This is a genomic window from Dolomitihabitans soli, assembly GCF_022213955.1.
Lineage (GTDB): Bacteria > Actinomycetota > Actinomycetes > Streptosporangiales > Streptosporangiaceae > Streptosporangium_A > Streptosporangium_A soli.
On sequence record NZ_JAKNTW010000011.1, the window covers coordinates 189,896 to 206,488 of the forward strand.

Here is a 16,593-nt window from a genome sequence, read left to right on the forward strand (position 1 = left end):
GTTGCGGGCTGTCACAGACCGCTGGGGTGGCCGTCGCCTTCCGGCCCTCGACGCCGGCATCGCCGACGCCGCGTTCGCGCCGGTCCGGCCCGCTCAATGTGAACGCTAACCAGCGAAAGGGACGCCCGTGGCCCGACCATCCCTGATCCTGCTCACCGGCATGGCCTCGCTCGTGATCTTCAGCGGCGAACTGGTGGCGGCCGATCCGGTGTACGCGGCGGCGTTGCCGTACGGCGCCCGTTCGCTGGAGTCGGTCAACTATCCGGGCCGGTACGTGCGGCACCTGGACGCCCTGGGCCGGCTCGACCCGGTCACCTCGAGCAGCACGGTCCAGACCAAGCAGGAGGCCACCTTCACGGTCATGAACGGCCTGGCCTCACCGGCCTGTTTCTCGTTCCAGGCCAAAGACGGCCGGTTCCTGCGACACCAGGACTGGCGGCTGCGGGTCGACGCCAACACCGGCGACCCGACCTTCCGGGCCGACGCCACGTTCTGCGCGGCGGACGGCTCGGCCGCCGGCTCGGTCTCGCTCGCCTCGTACAACTACCCGAACCGCCGCATCCGGCACCGCGACTTCGCGTTGTGGCTGGACACCTACCAGGACACCGCGCCCTTCCGGGCCGACAGCTCGTTCCTGATCACCACGCCGTGGACGCCCAAGACGAACAGAGGACCGGTCATCCCCGGCCTGTTCGCCGACCCGCACCTCGCCACCTTCAACGGCCGCTACTACCTCTATCCGACGACCGACGGCCATTCGGGCTGGAGTGGCACCTACTACAAGGCGTTCTCCTCCTCCGACCTGGTGAACTGGACCGACCACGGCGTGATCCTCGACCACGGGCCCGATGTGTCCTGGGCGGACGACTCGGCCTGGGCGCCGGCGGTCGCCGCCCGCAACGGGCGGTACCACCTCTATTTCAGCGGCGGCCTGGCCGGCGGCGCCAAGCAACTGGGCGTGGCCGTGGCCGACTCCCCCACCGGCCCGTTCCGCGACGCACTGGGCCGGCCGCTGATCACCAGCGGCCAGTTCTCCGGCGGTCAGGCGATCGACCCGATGGTGTTCACCGATGACAACGACCGCTCCTACCTGTACTGGGGGCAGGGCGTCGCCCGGGTGGTGCCGCTGAACAGCGACATGATCTCGTTCGATCCGGCACAGGTACGCACGATCACGCCGTCCGGCTACAACGAGGCGCCGTTCGTGTTCAAGCGCAACGGCACCTACTACTTCATGTGGTCGGAGAACGACACCCGCAGCGAGGACTACCGGGTCGCCTACGCCACCGGCGCATCACCGCTCGGGCCGTGGACCAAGCGCGGCGTCGTGCTGCAGAAGCGGCTGGAGGCCGGCATCAAGGGCACCGGCCACCACTCGGTGGTCCGCGCGCCCGGCACGGACACCTGGTACGTCGCCTACCACCGCTTCGCCGTACCAGCCGGCAACGGCACCAATCGCGAGACCGCCATCGACCGGATGGAGTTCAACGCCGACGGCACCATCCGCCCGATCGTTCCCACTCTCTAAGGAGACACGCATGCCGAGGCTCTTATCCCGGCTGGGCGCGGTGCTCGCCGCCGCCTGCCTGGTGTTCACGTCGTTGTCGGCGCTCAGCGAGAAGAAGGCGGCCGCCCTGGAACCGTTCACCGGATACCTGATGGCGCACTTCGTGGGAGAGTCGGCGAACGGCGAGCAGATCTACCTCGCCCACAGCGACGACGGACTGCGCTGGACCGACCTGAACAACGGGCAACTGGTCCTGCGCTCCACGATCGGCACCCGAGGAGTCCGCGACCCCGCCCTCGTCCGCTCCCCCGCCGGCGACCGTTACTGGATCGTCGCCACGGACCTGCGCATCGCCAGCGGCACCTCCTGGAGCGACGCCGCCAACCGGGGCAGCACCTCGCTCGTCGTTTGGGAGTCGCGCGACCTGGTGAACTGGTCGGCCCCATGGCTGATCAACGTGGCAGGCGGCATCCCCGGCGCCGGCAACGCCTGGGCGCCTGAGGCCATCTACAACCCCGCGACCGGCGACTACGTCCTGTACTGGGCGACGAACTCGCCGCGCAACGGCGTGACCAAACACCGCATCTGGTACACCCGCACCAGCGACTTCCGCAGCTTCACCGCGCCGCAGCTCTACATCGAGCGCGGCGGCGGCCAGGGCATCATCGACACCCAGATCATCGAGGTGCCGGGCAGCGTCGGCGGCTACCGGTACTACCGGGCCTCCGCGGACGGCCACATCACGATCGAGGCGGCCAACTCGATCCTGGGCTCCTGGACGACGCTCGGCAACCTGTCGCACATGGGCATCTCCAACGGCACCGGCGGCGGCAACGTCGTGGAAGGCCCCATGTGGGCGCAGTTCAACGGCCGCAATGAGTGGGCCCTGTGGCTCGACCAGTTCGCCACCGGCCGCGGCTACATGCCCATCACCTCGACGAACCTGGGCAGCACGCAGAACTTCCGCACGCGCTCCGACTACGGCATGGGGCTCAATCGCAAGCGGCACGGCTCCATCCTCAACCTGACCGCCGCCGAGGAGAGCCGCGTGCTCGGCCGCTGGGGCGCCACCGTGCCGATCAACCGCATCCAGTCCTACAACTTCCAGGACCGCTACGTCCGGCACGCGAACCTCGACGTGCGCATCGACGCGAACGTCAGCCCGGCCCAGGACGCGCAGTTCCGGCTGGTGCCCGGACTGGCCGGCGGCTCCGGCACCGTGTCGTTCGCGTCGGTGAACTTCCCCGGCTACTACCTGCGGCACTACAACTTCGACTTCGCCCTGGCCCCCGACGACGGCACCGCCACCTTCGCGGCCGACGCCACCTTCCGCCAGGTCGCCGGGCTCGCCAACGCGTCGTGGACGTCGTTCCAGTCGTACAACCATCCCGACCGGTACCTCCGCCACTACAACTACCTGCTCCGGCTCGACCCGATCACCAACGCCGAAGGCCGCAACGACGCCACCTTCCGCGCGACGACATAACCCTGCCGGTCCTCCTCACCCTGCGCGCTTGCGCCCCATAATCCCTTCATCCCCTTATAAATATTTTGACTCATCCCCCAAAATCGTCCGGATGCAAGACGGCCGTATGGGTACGTGCATCACATAGCGTAATGATTCGCCTGAAATGGGGAGAATGGGCGGGAAAACCGGTGATCGCATTTCGGAAAGCAGCAATAGCCGCAACAACGGGAATGCTCGCGGTCGCGTGCACCAGCGCACAGAGCACGACGGCGCAGGCAGGACCGCCAGTCGGCCTTGAGTCGTTCTACCAGCAGAAACTGTCATGGTCGGACTGCAAAGAGGGCTTTCAGTGCGCCACGTTGAAGGTGCCACGGAACTACGCCGATCCCGAGGGTCACCAGCTGAAGATCTCCGTCATCCGGCTGCCCGCGAAAAACAAAACCCGCCGCATCGGCTCACTGGTGACCAACCCGGGAGGACCCGGCGGATCCGGCGTCTCCTTCATCCGAACCTCCAGCCAGGCATTCGGCCAGGCACTTCGAGATCGCTTCGATCTCGTCGGATTCGACCCCCGCGGTGTGGGGGAGAGCGAAGCGGTGCGCTGTCTCGACTCCCGGCAGGCGGCGCACCGCGCCCTCGCCGACCCGCCCATCACCTACGCCGAGATCAACGCCCAAGTCGCGTTCGTACGCGCGTTCGTGGCAGCCTGCCAGGCCAGGTCCGGCGCCAACCTGCCGTACGTCGGCACGCTCAACGCCGCCCGCGACATGGATGTGCTGCGGGCAGCGCTCAAGGACAAGCGACTGACCTACATCGGGTTCTCGTACGGCACGTACCTAGGCGCCTTCTACGCCGACCAGTTCCCACAGAACGTGCGGGCCCTTGTCCTGGACGGCGCCATGGATCCGAAACTGACGGGCGGGGAACTCCTCCTTGATCAAGCCAAGGGATTCGAGACGGCACTGCGCTCCTTCGCCGCCTACTGCGTCAGGTTCGCCGGCTGTCCTTTGGGCACCGGGAGCGTGGACCAAGCGGTCAACAAAGTCTCCGACCTACAGAAACAGGCCGACCGCAAGCCCTTGAAGAACCGAGAAGGCGACCGCACCCCAGTAGACGACGATGGAGTGACCTCGGGGATCTCCAACGCCCTCTACAACTGGCAGGCCTGGCCCACGCTATGGCAGAGCTTGGCACAGGCGATCGACGACGGTGACGGCACCGGCCTGTTCAAGCTCGGCAATGAGCCGGAGGTAGTCAACTTGAGCGGGGCGATACAGGCCATCAACTGCATCGACAAGCCGTACCCTGCCGATCTCGCGGCGGTTCAGAACCTGGCCGACCGGGCCGAGAAGGCCGCGCCGCGGTTCGGCTCCCTCTTGGCATGGTCGTGGCTGCCGTGCGCCTACTGGCCGGTCAGAACCACCCAGCAACCCAGGGCCCTGACCGCGACTGGAGCCCCTCCGATCCTCGTGATCGGCACCACCCGTGACCCCGCTACCCCCTACAAGTGGGCTCAGAGCCTGGCGGGCCAGCTAACGTCCGGTGTCCTGCTCACCTACGACGGTGACGGGCACACCGCCTACCTGTCCAACACAGAGGAGTGCATCCGCCGGCCAGTCGCGCAATACCTGATCAACGATCAGCCCCCAAAGCATGGCGTCACCTGCGAACAGGAGCTGCCGAACTCGGGAAACAAGGGCTCACCAAGCTAGACGCCCGAAGAAGCAGGTTGTGCCAGCTTTCGATGAATTCGAAGATCGCGCCGCGTGCGGTAGTCCGGTTGGGCCAGGGACGATGCCCGAGCAGTTCGCCCTTCAAGGTCGAGAAGAACGATTCGGCCGGCGCGTTGTCCCGGCACTGACCGGTCCGGCCCACCGGCAACCGGACACCGAGCCGTTCGGCCAGCTCCGCGTAGGCGTCGCTGGTGTATTGCCCTGGTTCAAGGAGTCGTCGCAACACTGCTGGTCAGCAGCAAATTTTAGATGATCAAGCCGCCCTGTCGCTGTGGAACTGGGTGACCGCCTCGGGAGCCACCGGCATCGCCCGCACTCCGGCGACATCCCCGACGGCCCTCCCCGCCAAGGTGGCGAGGCGCCGCCAGATGCTCCTGCGCGTCCCGAGTGTTGACACCCTCCAAGCCGGCGCAGTCCCGAGAGGGCACGTGCGGTTCGGGCACGCGTTGTGCTCACAGCCAGCCGGGCACCACCAAGATGACCCAGGTAACGAGCGGAACGAGGAGCACCATGCTGAAGCCCCACCGCATGAGTCCCTTGTAGACGGCGTCTCGCTTGTCCTCCGGCGAATTCGCGACGACGAGTGCTCCGCTGGTCGAGAACGGGCTGGAGTCGACGACCGAGGAGGAGATGGCCAGGGCGGCGATGAGACCGACCGCTCCGACGGCACTGCCACCGGTGAGGAAGGGCACGGCGAGCGGGATGAGCGCGCCGAGGATGCCGGTGGTGGAGGCGAAGGCGGACACCGCGCCCCCGATCAGGCAGATGATGAGCGCGGCCAGCAACGGAGCGCCGATGGTGGCGACCTCATTGCCCAGCCATTCGATGGTGCCGATGCTCTCCATGACGCCGACATACGTGACGATGCCGCACACCAGCAGCACCGTGGGCCAGGCGATCTGGTTGACGCTGTCCTTGGCGGACGCCGGTGAGATGAGCGACAGGATCGCGGCCACGGTGATGGCGACCAGGCCGACGTTGAGGTCGAAGAACAGGGCACCGACGGTCAGGCCGACCAGGCCGAGCAGTGTCAGGATCCGGTCACGGTCCAGGGTGATGGCCGTCCCCGCCGCGCCGTTCGGCGCGATCGTCGCAGTCGCGACGCTTCCACCCGACGATCCCGAGCCCGAGGTGGCGGAGAGGGTTGCGCCGCCTGGGCGGCCGGTGCCCCCACCACTTTCGACGGTCCCGCCACCGGTGTCGTCGACACGGCGGCCGAGCAGCTCGCGGCCGCCCCAGAGGAAGAAGACCACCAGGCTGATGGCGAGGTTGAACAGGAACGAGGCCAAGAACAGCAGGGTCGGGTTGCCCGGCAGCCCGGCCTTCGCGACCACGCCGTTGGTGATGCCGCCGAAGATGCTCATGGGCGAGAAGCCGCCCGCGCTGGCCCCGTTGATGATCATCAAGCCCATCATGAGCGGGTTGATCTTGTAGCGGGCGGCGAAGCCCATCCCCAGCGGGGAAATGATCGCCACTGACGCCGGCACCACGGCGCCGATCGCGGTGAGGCAGGCCGTGACCAAGAACATGACCCACGGGATGAGGCCGATGCGGCCGCCCACCGCGCGGATGGCGGCATGGACGAGCCAGTCGACGGTTCCGTTGTTCTTGGCGATGGCGAAGAGGAATGTGACGCCGGCGAGGACGACGAACAGGTCGCCGGGGAAACCGGCGAAGATCGCGTCGGTCTTCTCTCCGATGTCCGCCCCTGGGAGCACCGAGATGCCCAGGACGAAGGCGGCGACGATGGCGAGGGCGCCGAGGTTCACGGGCCGCACCGTGGCCAGGAGAAAGATTCCGGCGAGGAAGAGGATTGAGATGACTTCTACGGACAAGGAAGCCTCCCGGATCGGGGGGGAAGGATCTTCGGATCGTTGTGTGCGAGGCCTGCCTCGCTGTCCCCGGCGCCAGGGAGTTGTTTCCGGAATGTGAAATCAGGATTCCGATTTGGCGAGTATGTGCTAGCTCACATCCAGCGGTCAAGCCCACTGTGTGATCGTGAACGTCGCCCTGACTGTTGTTGCCGCAACCTTCTTGCGAGATCCGTTTCGCGCATCCCGCCAGCAGCCGACGTCGTGAGGTACACCGGCGATGGCATCCGCCGGTCACAACTTTCCGCAGGTCACTGGCTTGGCCAACCGCCCCGGCGGTTGTTGCGCGCCCATGGCGGTGCCGATCGTCGACCACCGCGGTTCAGTTTCGCCGAGCACGGTCGGGAGATTTTGCTAGGCCGTTACACGAGATCCACTCGTCCGGCCGTGATCCACCCTGCGTCGGGTGCCGGCGTCCGGCAGGGCGTGGCCGGATGATTCCGTCTGGACCGCGTTCAGGCGAATTCTTGGATCAGCCGTGCCGCGGCCGCCTGGAGGTGAGTCACGACTCCGGGGATCGATGCGGAGGTGATCCGGCCTTCGGGGCCCGAAACGGAGATCGCGGTCAGTGTCGGCGCGCCTACGACCGGGACGGAGAGGCAACGGACACCGGTCTCCTGTTCGGCGTCGTCGATGGCATAACCCCGGCTCCGGGTACGGTCGAGTTCCTTCTCGAGGACGTCCGGGTCGGTGATGGACCGTGTGGTCGCGGCGGGCATTCCGGCGCGGAGTACGATCTCACGTGCCGTCTCGGGCGGGAGCTGCGCCAGCAGCGCTTTGCCGACGCCCGTGTCATGCAGAAAGACGCGGCGTCCCACTTCGGTGAACATGCGCATCGAGTGCCGGGAAGGCACCTGCGCGACGTAGACGGCCATATCGCCGTCGAGCATCGCCATGTTGGCCGTCTCACCCACGGTCTCCACGAGATCGGCCAGCACCGGGCGGGCCCATGTGCCGAGCTTGCGTGAGGCGCTTTCCCCCAGCCCGATCAGGCGTGGTCCCAGAGCGTAGCTTCGGGAAGGCAACTGGCGAACGTAACCCGAGTCGACGAGCGTTCGGATGATGCGGTAAATGGTGGGCAGAGGCAGCCCCGAGCGGGCGGCGAGCTGACTCAGGGGCATCTCGCCACCGCCGTCGGCCATCAGCTCCAGCAGACCGAACGCGCGATGCAACGCCTGTACACGGTTGGGAGAACCCGGATCACGCGACAGGCCCTGCGTCATCCGGTCGCCGTTGCTCATATTGCATCGAAGCGTAACCTATGCCGGATGGCTGCGGAGCCCCGGATGCAGAGAGCACCTGACGGCCGGCCGGCCCCGGCGATGAAGGCCGCGGGACGCGATCGACAGCGCAGTGAGGCCTCACCGCGTGAGCGGCGCGAACACATGGTTTTCGCCGCCTCCGGAGAGTCGGTCACGACGTTCGTGAGGCGTTGATCCGGGCAGGTGGGTTCCCTCCTGAGGCGGTGGCCATCGAGAGCGTTTTCCATGATGTGGAAAATTGTTTCCTTTGACGTTCGCGGCAAGCGACAGCTAGGGTTCGTATAGCGGTAATTACTTTCCGCATTGCGGAAAATGGGGCGTCGGCCAAGACTGGCCGAGAACCGAAGGGACTCTCATGAGCTATGCCGGCGGCCGTCACTTCCTCCAGATTCCGGGCCCGACGAACGTGCCCGACTCAGTTCTCCGGGCGATGTCGGCACAGACCATCGACCACCGGGGGCCGGAGTTCGCCGAGTTGGGCCGTGCGGTGTTGGACGGGGTCAAGCCCGTCTTCGGCACTCAGGGGCCGGTTGTCATCTACCCGGCTTCTGGCACGGGAGCGTGGGAGGCCGCGCTGGTCAACACCCTGAGCCCTGGGGACCGGGTGTTGTGCTTCGAGACGGGTCACTTCGCCAGCCTGTGGCAGGAGATGGCCACCGGCCTCGGGCTTGAGGTCGACTTCGTGCCCGGCGACTGGCGCCACGGCGTGAGCCCCGAGGTGGTCGCCGAGCGGCTCGGGCAGGACGCCGGGCACACCATCAAGGCCGTGTGCGTCGTGCACAACGAGACATCGACCGGCGTCACCAGCCGCGTCGCGGAGGTACGGGCCGCCATCGATGCGGCCGCTCACCCCGCGCTACTCCTGGTCGACACCATCTCGTCGCTGGGATCCATCGACTACCGGCACGACGAGTGGGGTGTCGACGTGACGGTCGCGGGCTCGCAGAAGGGCCTGATGCTCCCGCCGGGGCTCAGCTTCAACGCCATCAGTGAGAAGGCGTTGAACGCATCACGCTCCGCGCGGCTGCCCAAGTCGTTCTGGAACTGGCAGCCCATCCTGGCGGCCAACGAACGCGGCTACTTTCCGTACACCCCGGCTACGAACCTGCTCTACGGCCTGCGTGAGGCGCTGCGCCTGCTCAACGCCGAAGGGCTCGACGCCGTGTTCGCGCGCCACATCCGGCACGCGGAAGCCACGCGTGCCGCCGTCAACGGCTGGGGACTGGAGGTGCTCTGCGCTGACGAACGCGAGTATTCGAGCTCCTTGACCGCGATCATGGTGCCGGAGGGGCATGACGCCGACAAGATCAGGGCGATCATCCTCGACCGTTTCGACATGTCTCTGGGGGCTGGTCTCGGCAAGCTCTCCGGACGCGTCTTCCGCATCGGGCATCTGGGGAGCTTCAACGACCTGATGCTGGCCGGGACGCTCGCCGGGGTGCAGATGGGCCTGACGCTCGCCGGCGTGCGGATCGACCCCACCGGCCTCAACGCGGCGCTCGACCGCCTGCAGGCGCTGTGAAGGACACGACGATGAGCCCAAGAGATCCAGCGCTGACAGCACAAATCGACGGTGTCGGGCTCGCGCACGCGCTGAGCCGAGACCTCGATGGCGAGGTCGCGTTCGACGACTACACACGGCACCTGTTCTCCCGCGACGCGAGCATGTACTCGATCATGCCGGTCGGTGTGGTGTTCCCCAGGCATGCCGACGACGTGGCGGCGGCGGTGCGGGCCGCAGGGGAGGCCGGAGTTCCGGTCGTCCCGCGCGGAGCGGGCACCAGCCTCGCGGGTCAGACGATCGGCCCCGGCCTGGTCCTGGACTTCTCCCGGCACATGAACCGCATCATCGACCTCGACCCCGAGGCCCGTACCGCGCTCGTCGAGGTGGGCGTGGTGCAGGATCAGCTCAACCAGGCCGCGGCCGCGCACGGGCTGATGTTCGGACCGGACACCTCGACCAGCAACCGCGCCACCATCGGCGGGATGATCGGCAACAACTCCGCGGGCAGCGGCTCGCTCACCTACGGGATGACCATCGATCACGTCCGGGCCTTGGACGTTGTGCTCGCCGACGGCTCACGCGCCCGGCTCGACCCCGTCGACGAAGCCGAACGTGCGCGTCGTGCCGAGCTGCCCACGCTGGAAGGCCGCCTGTATCGCGAGTTGCCGGAGCTGGTGCGGGCCAACGCCGCAGCCATCGCGACAGGCTTCCCGCCGTTCTGGCGCCGGGCATGCGGATACCGGCTCGATCGGCTGGCCGCGGGCCCGGAATTCGATCTGGCGAAGTTCGTCGTCGGTTCGGAAGGCACCCTGGTCGTCGCGACCCAGGCCCTGGTGGACCTGGTGCCCAAGCCACGCCGGACGGTGTACGCGGTCGGCCACTTCACCTCGACGGCCGAGGCGATCGCCGCCACCCAGGACGCGTTGTCCTGCGACCCGGCGCAGGTCGAACTGATGGACCGCACCATCCTGGACCTGTCTCGCCAGAAGATCGAGTACGCCGAGCTCGGCAACATCCTGCAAGGTGACCCGGACGCGCTGCTGTTCGTGTCGTTCAGCGGCGACGACGAGGACGAGCTGATCGCCAAGCTCGACCAGGTCACCGAGGCGTGGAAGCGCAATTCGCACGGATATCACACGCTGCGGGCGGTGACCCCGTCCCAGCAGACCGCCTTGCTGAAGGTGCGCAAGTCCAGTCTGGGACTGCTCATGGCCGCGAGCGTCGGCACGCGTCGTCCGCTGGCCTTCATCGAGGACACGGCGGTCGACCCGGTGCATCTCGTGGCGTACACCCGCCGCTTCCGGGAAGTGCTCGACAAGCACGAGCTGACGGCGGGCTTCTACGGTCACTGCTCGGTCGGCTGCCTGCACATCCGTCCGTTCGTCGATCTGGCGCAGCCGGATGAGGTGCGCAAGATGCGCGCCGTGGCCGAGGAGATCAAGAACCTGGTCGCCGAGTACGGCGGGGTCAACTCCAGCGAGCACGGGGACGGCCTGGCCCGCAGCGAGTTCAACCGGGAGATCTTCGGCGACGACCTGTACGAGGCGATGCGCGCGGTGAAGCGGGTGTTCGATCCGGCCAATCTGATGAACCCCGGCAAGATCGTCGACGCCCCGCCGATGACGGACAACCTCAGAGATGCCGCGTTGCCGCCCGCGAAGCCGTTCGAGACCCGGCTTCAGTTCGAGGTGATCGGCGGGATGCGGGGCGCGGCCGACCGGTGCATGAACATCGGGCTGTGCCGTAAGAGCACAACGGGAGCGATGTGCCCGTCCTACATCGCCACGCGCCAGGAAGAGCACTCCACGCGCGGCCGGGCGAACGCGTTGGTCAAGGCACTGTCCGAACCGGACCCCCGGGCGGCGCTCGGGGACGAGCGGCTGCACGAGATCCTCGACCTCTGCCTGATGTGCAAGGCCTGCAAGAGCGAGTGCCCGATGAGCGTGGACATGGCCACGCTCAAGGCCGAAACCCTCTCCCATCACCACGACATCCACGGAGTGCCGCTCCGTTCACGGATCTTCGGGTCGATCCGGGCCCTGAACCGCCTCGGCTCGGCCACCGCGCCACTGTCGAACCTGCCCGCACGAGTCGGGGTCCTGCGCTCGCTGCTGGACCGCACGATCGGCATCACCTCGGCACGCCCCCTCCCCGTCTACCACCGCATCAACCTCGTGCGCTGGTTCCGCAAGCATCGCGGCCCCCAGGCGCCTGCCGCGCAGGGCACTGTGACGTTCCTGGCCGACTCCTTCACCAGCTACACCGAACCCCACATCGGCCGGGCCGCCATCGAACTGCTCGAGCAGGCCGGGTGGGGCGTAGCTCTGGCAGGCGGGGGCTGCTGTGGCAGGTCGAGCCTGTCCAAAGGGCTGGTCGACGACGCCAAAGCCAAGGCGGGCAAGCTGATCGCCGCACTCGCCGAGACCGACACCCCCATCGTGGGCTGCGAACCGTCGTGCCTGTACACGTTGCGCGACGAGCACGTCGCGATGATGCCGGACGACCCCCGGGTGCGCCAGGTCGCGGACCGGGTCCGGCAGGTGGAGGAGTTGCTGACCGAGGCCGTCGACGCGGGCCGATTGCGCTTGCGGGAGGACTCCTGGCTGGCGGGCAAGCGGATCCTCTACCACGGCCACTGCCACCAGAAGGCGGAGGTCGGCACCGCCGCCACGATGGCTCTGCTGCGCCGTATCCCCGGTGTGGAGGTCGTCGAACTGGACGCCGGTTGCTGCGGGATGGCCGGTTCCTTCGGCTTCGAGTCCGAGCACTATGACGTCTCGATGACCGTCGGCGAGGACCGCCTGTTCCCGGCGCTCGCCGCCGAACCCGAGTCCACGGTCGTCGCGGCCACCGGGGTGTCCTGCCGCCAGCAGATCTTCCACGGCGCCCAACGCGATGCGTGGCACCCGATCGAACTGGTGCGTGAGGCTCTCGCCGGCGCAGAGGGAAGCAGGCGCCGATGAGAATCGTGCGATACGACCACGCCGGGCACGTCGGGTCCGGTGTCCTGATCGGTGACGCCGTACACGAGCGGAGCGGGGGACCGATCGTGGCCGCGCTGCGGGAGGTGACGCTGCTCGCGCCATGTGATCCCCGGGTGGTCGTCTGCGCGGGCAAGAACTATGGCGAGCCGGACGGGACCGGGCGGCCGAAACTGTTCCTCAAAGCGGTCAACGCCGTCACCGGACCCGGATCCGCGGTGCGCTACCCGCCGGATCTGCGACGCCTGGAGTACGAGGGCGAACTGGCCGTCGTGATCGGCAGGACAGCGCACGAGGTGCCCGAGCGGTCCTACCGCGACTACATCCTCGGCTACACCTGCGCCAACGACATCACCGCCGACGACTGGCGAGCGGACGGGCAGTGGGTGCGCGCCAAGAGCGCGGACACCTTCTGCCCGCTCGGGCCCTGGATCGAGACCGACGTGGACGATCCCGCCACGCTGCACATCCGCACGACGGTCAACGGCCGGCTCGTCCAGGACAGCCCCACCAAGGACATGATCTTCGGGGTTGGCGAGTTGCTGGCCTACGTGACCCGCTGGATCACCCTGCAGCCGGGCGACGTCCTGCTGACCGGCAGCCCCGCCGGTGTCGGGCCACTGGCCCCCGGGGACGTGGTGGACGTCGAAATCGAAGGCGTCGGCACCCTGACGAATCCCATCGTGTGACAACAAAGGAGTCGCCGTGCGATACGCGGTGAACTGTTCAATCCTGCTGACCGACCTGCCGCTGCTGGAACGTCCGGCAGCCGCCCGAGCCGCCGGGTTCGACGCCGTCGAGTTCTGGTGGCCGTTCAGCACCTCCGTGCCCGCCGACGGCGAGGTCGACGCGTTCGTACGGGCCATCGACGACGCGGGCGTGCGACTGATCGGGCTCAACTTCGCCGCGGGCGACATGCCCGCGGGCGACCGCGGGCTGATGTCGTGGCCCGGACGGTCCGCGGAGCTGCGGGACAACATCGCGGTGGTCGCCGACATCGGCCGGCGGCTCGGATGCCGGTCCTTCAACGCCCTCTACGGCAACCGCGTGGACGGCGCCACCGCCGGGCAACAGGACGACCTCGCCGCCGAGAACCTCGCGCTGGCCGCCGCGGCGGTGACCGGCACTGTCCTCCTCGAACCGGTCAGTGGCGCCGACCGTTACCCGCTCATCACGGCCGCCGACGCCGTCGCGGTGATCGAGCGGGTGGCCGCAGACAGCGGCGTCACCAACATCCGCCTGCTGGCGGACCTCTACCACCTGTCGGTCAACGGAGACGACGTCGACGCGGCGATCAGCGCGTACGCCGACCGCATCGGTCACGTTCAGATCGCCGACGCCCCCGGACGCGGTGAACCAGGCACCGGTGACCTGCCGCTCGACCATTGGACGGCCGCCCTCGAGCGAACCGGTTACCAGGGCTGGACCGGTCTCGAGTACCGCGCTACCAGCGAAGATCCGTTCGCCTGGCTGCCCCGCGACCGTCGCTCTGTGACAACCTCCACGCGCTGAAGGAGAACTCGTATGACCGCCGTCACCGTCATCGGGCTTGGCATCATGGGCGGCCCGATGGCCGCCAACCTGATCAAGGCCGGTTTCGACGTCACCGGATTCAACCGGAGCAAGGCCAAGGTCGACCAATTGGTGGAGCAGGGCGGCCGGGGCGCCACCGGCGTCGCCGATGCCGTTCGGGAGGCGGATGTCGTCATCACCATGCTGCCGGACTCACCCGACGTCGAGGACGTCGTGCTCGGCGCGGATGGGATCCTGGCACACGCGCCGACCGGCAGCCTCTGGATCGATGCCAGCACGATCCGCCCCGACGTCAGCGTACGGCTCGCCGAAGCCGCCGCCGCCCAAGGTCTGCGCGCCGTGGACGCCCCGGTCTCCGGTGGTGAGAGCGGAGCGATCGAGGCCAGCCTGTCCATCATGGTCGGTGGCGGCGCCGCCGAGTTCGAGGCCGCTCGCCCGATCCTCGAGGCCGTCGGGTCAACCGTCGTGCACGTGGGACCCAACGGTTCGGGGCAGACCGTCAAGGCCGCCAACCAGCTCATCGTCGCGGGCACCATCGAGCTCGTCGCCGAGGCCATCGTGTTCCTCGAAGCCCATGGTGTGGACACCGAGGCCGCGGTCAAGGTCCTCGCGGGCGGTCTGGCCGGCAACCGGATCCTCGACCGCAAGGCCGCCGGGATGCGGGCCCGTACCTTCGAGCCCGGATTCCGGATCGACCTGCACCACAAGGACATGGGCATCGTCACCGCCGCCGCCCGGGAAGCGGGCGTCGCGATCCCCCTCGGTGCCGCCGTCGCCCAGCTGATGGGCGCGGCACGCGCCCAAGGACACGGCAACCTCGACCATTCCGCTCTGCTGCTGATCGTCGAGCAACTGTCGGGCCGTACGAACCGCTAGGAGACCTGTCATGCCACGTATGCGAACCGTCGACGCAGCGGTGAAGATCCTTGAACGCGAGAACGCCACTCAGACCTTCGGGCTCCCCGGCGCGGCCATCAACCCCTTCTACTCCGCGATGCGGGCGCACGGCGGCATCAAGCACATCCTCGCGCGTCACGTCGAGGGCGCCTCGCACATGGCCGAGGGATACACCCGCGCCCGCGCCGGAAACATCGGCGTGTGTGTCGGCACGTCCGGTCCGGCGGGCACCGACATGATCACGGGTCTGTACTCGGCGTGGGCCGACTCCATCCCCATTCTGTGCATCACCGGGCAGGCGCCGGTCTCCCGCCTGCACAAGGAGGACTTTCAGGCAGTCGACATCGCCTCCATCGCCAAGCCCGTCACCAAGATGGCCATGACCGTCCTGGAGCCCGGGCAAGTGCCCGGCGCCTTCCAGCAGGCCTTTCACCTGATGCGGTCCGGTCGTCCCGGACCGGTCCTCATCGACCTGCCGATCGACGTCCAGCTTGCCGAGATCGAGTTCGACATCGACGCCTATGAGCCGCTGCCCGTCTACAAACCGGCCGCGACCCGCGCGCAGGCGGAGAAGGCCCTTGACATGCTGGCCGCGTCCGAGCACCCGCTGATCGTGGCCGGTGGCGGCGTCATCAACGCCGACGCCGCCGACCTGCTCCTCGAGCTCGCCGAACTGCTGGACGTGCCGGTCGTGCCGACCCTGATGGGCTGGGGAGCGATCCCGGACGACCACCGGCTGATGGCCGGCATGGTCGGGCTGCAGACCTCGCACCGGTACGGCAACGCGACGATGCTCGCATCGGACTTCGTGCTCGGCATCGGCAACCGGTGGGCCAACCGCCACACGGGAGGCCTGGACACCTACACCCGCGGACGCACGTTCGTGCACATCGACATCGAGCCCACCCAGATCGGCCGGGTCTTCGCTCCCGACTACGGCATCGTCTCCGACGCCGCCGCAGCCCTGGAGCGGCTGGTCGAGGTCGCACGCGACCGGAGCGAGGCGGGCCTTCTGCCGGACCGCGCGGACTGGGTCGCCGAATGCCGCGAACGCAAGCGCACCATGCACCGGCGCACGGACTTCGACAATGTGCCGATGAAACCCCAGCGGGTCTACCAGGAAATGAACAGGGCATTCGGCAGGGACGTGCGCTACGTGTCCGCGATCGGGCTCTCCCAGATCGCCGGCGGGCAGTTCCTGCACGTGTACGCGCCACGTCACTGGATCAATTGCGGCCAGGCCGGTCCACTCGGCTGGACGGTGCCGGCGGCACTCGGCGTGCGCGTGGCCGAGCCCGACGCCACCGTCGTCGCGCTGTCCGGCGACTACGACTTCCAATTCATGATCGAGGAACTCGCGGTCGGCGCCCAGTTCAACCTGCCCTACATTCAGGTGCTGGTGAACAACTCCTACCTCGGTCTCATCCGCCAAGCCCAGCGCGGCTTCGACATGGACTATCACGTGCAACTGGCCTTCGACAACGTGAACTCCCCCGACCTCGAGGGATACGGTGTCGACCACGTCAAGGTCGCCGAAGGGCTCGGCTGCAAGGCCATCCGTGTGCGTACGGCGGGCGAACTGCCGGAGGCGTTCGAAGAGGCCGTCAAACTCATGACGGAGTTCCGCGTCCCGGTCATCGTAGAGATCATCCTCGAGCGCGTCACGAATATCGCGATGGGAACCGAGATCGACGCGATCGTCGAATTCGAAGACCTGGCCGATGCCGAGTTCGAGTCGTCCCCCGCTTCCCTCGACCGATGAGCCGTTGCAGGAGGGGTACGTAATCGTTCTCGGACCCTTCTCCACCCATCGACGGGCGACCGAACGCCGAGTTCC

General features: G+C 67.7%; 11 protein-coding genes. 9 read left to right on the forward strand and 2 right to left on the reverse strand.

Features of this window, described 5'->3' with window-relative positions:
• Positions 1 to 127: 127 nt before the first annotated feature.
• The 3 genes from MBA17_RS24450 (at position 128) to MBA17_RS24460 (ending at position 4,687) form a co-directional block, all read left to right on the forward strand.
• The gene (locus MBA17_RS24450; RefSeq protein ID WP_238498896.1) at positions 128 to 1,528 is read left to right on the forward strand and encodes a family 43 glycosylhydrolase; all 1,401 of its coding nucleotides are present in this window, start codon (positions 128 to 130) and stop codon (positions 1,526 to 1,528) included.
• Between the two features lie 10 nt (positions 1,529 to 1,538).
• Positions 1,539 to 2,993, forward strand: coding sequence for a glycoside hydrolase family 43 protein (locus tag MBA17_RS24455; protein WP_238498897.1), 1,455 nt, complete (start codon positions 1,539 to 1,541; stop codon positions 2,991 to 2,993).
• 131 nt (positions 2,994 to 3,124) lie between these two features.
• Positions 3,125 to 4,687, forward strand: coding sequence for an alpha/beta hydrolase (locus tag MBA17_RS24460; RefSeq protein ID WP_238498898.1), 1,563 nt, complete (start codon positions 3,125 to 3,127; stop codon positions 4,685 to 4,687).
• A 473-nt stretch (positions 4,688 to 5,160) separates the two neighbouring features.
• Here the strand turns inward: MBA17_RS24460 and MBA17_RS24465 are convergent, their stop codons facing one another.
• Together MBA17_RS24465 and MBA17_RS24470 are read right to left on the reverse strand one after the other, a co-directional pair.
• Positions 5,161 to 6,543, reverse strand: coding sequence for an SLC13 family permease (locus tag MBA17_RS24465; RefSeq protein ID WP_238498899.1), 1,383 nt, complete (start codon positions 6,541 to 6,543; stop codon positions 5,161 to 5,163).
• Between the two features lie 491 nt (positions 6,544 to 7,034).
• Positions 7,035 to 7,820 (reverse strand): IclR family transcriptional regulator, encoded by a 786-nt coding sequence (locus MBA17_RS24470; RefSeq protein ID WP_274385881.1) that lies wholly within the window; start codon positions 7,818 to 7,820, stop codon positions 7,035 to 7,037.
• A gap of 376 nt (positions 7,821 to 8,196) precedes the next feature.
• On the opposite strand from MBA17_RS24470, the gene MBA17_RS24475 reads away from it, so the two are divergent.
• Genes MBA17_RS24475 through gcl form a run of 6 tightly spaced genes read left to right on the forward strand, consistent with a single transcriptional unit; the run spans position 8,197 to position 16,518 of the window.
• A complete protein-coding gene (locus MBA17_RS24475; RefSeq protein WP_238498900.1) occupies positions 8,197 to 9,363 on the forward strand; it encodes a pyridoxal-phosphate-dependent aminotransferase family protein in 1,167 nt (388 codons plus the stop codon).
• Between the two features lie 11 nt (positions 9,364 to 9,374).
• Positions 9,375 to 12,308, forward strand: coding sequence for an FAD-binding and (Fe-S)-binding domain-containing protein (locus MBA17_RS24480; protein WP_238498901.1), 2,934 nt, complete (start codon positions 9,375 to 9,377; stop codon positions 12,306 to 12,308).
• Positions 12,305 to 13,015 carry a fumarylacetoacetate hydrolase family protein gene (locus MBA17_RS24485; RefSeq protein WP_238498902.1) on the forward strand — a complete coding sequence of 237 codons (711 nt, stop codon included), beginning with the start codon at positions 12,305 to 12,307 and terminating at the stop codon, positions 13,013 to 13,015. Before MBA17_RS24480 ends, MBA17_RS24485 begins: the two co-directional genes overlap by 4 nt.
• Positions 13,016 to 13,031: 16 nt before the next feature.
• Entirely contained in the window at positions 13,032 to 13,838 is an 807-nt protein-coding gene (locus tag MBA17_RS24490) for a hydroxypyruvate isomerase family protein (protein ID WP_238498903.1), read from the forward strand.
• Positions 13,839 to 13,850: 12 nt separating this feature from the next.
• Positions 13,851 to 14,735: a 2-hydroxy-3-oxopropionate reductase gene (locus tag MBA17_RS24495; protein WP_238498904.1), complete on the forward strand. Its 885-nt coding sequence runs from the start codon at positions 13,851 to 13,853 to the stop codon at positions 14,733 to 14,735.
• A 10-nt stretch (positions 14,736 to 14,745) separates the two neighbouring features.
• Positions 14,746 to 16,518 carry a glyoxylate carboligase gene (gene gcl / locus MBA17_RS24500; RefSeq protein ID WP_238498905.1) on the forward strand — a complete coding sequence of 591 codons (1,773 nt, stop codon included), beginning with the start codon at positions 14,746 to 14,748 and terminating at the stop codon, positions 16,516 to 16,518.
• The last annotated feature ends 75 nt before the right edge of the window (positions 16,519 to 16,593 follow it).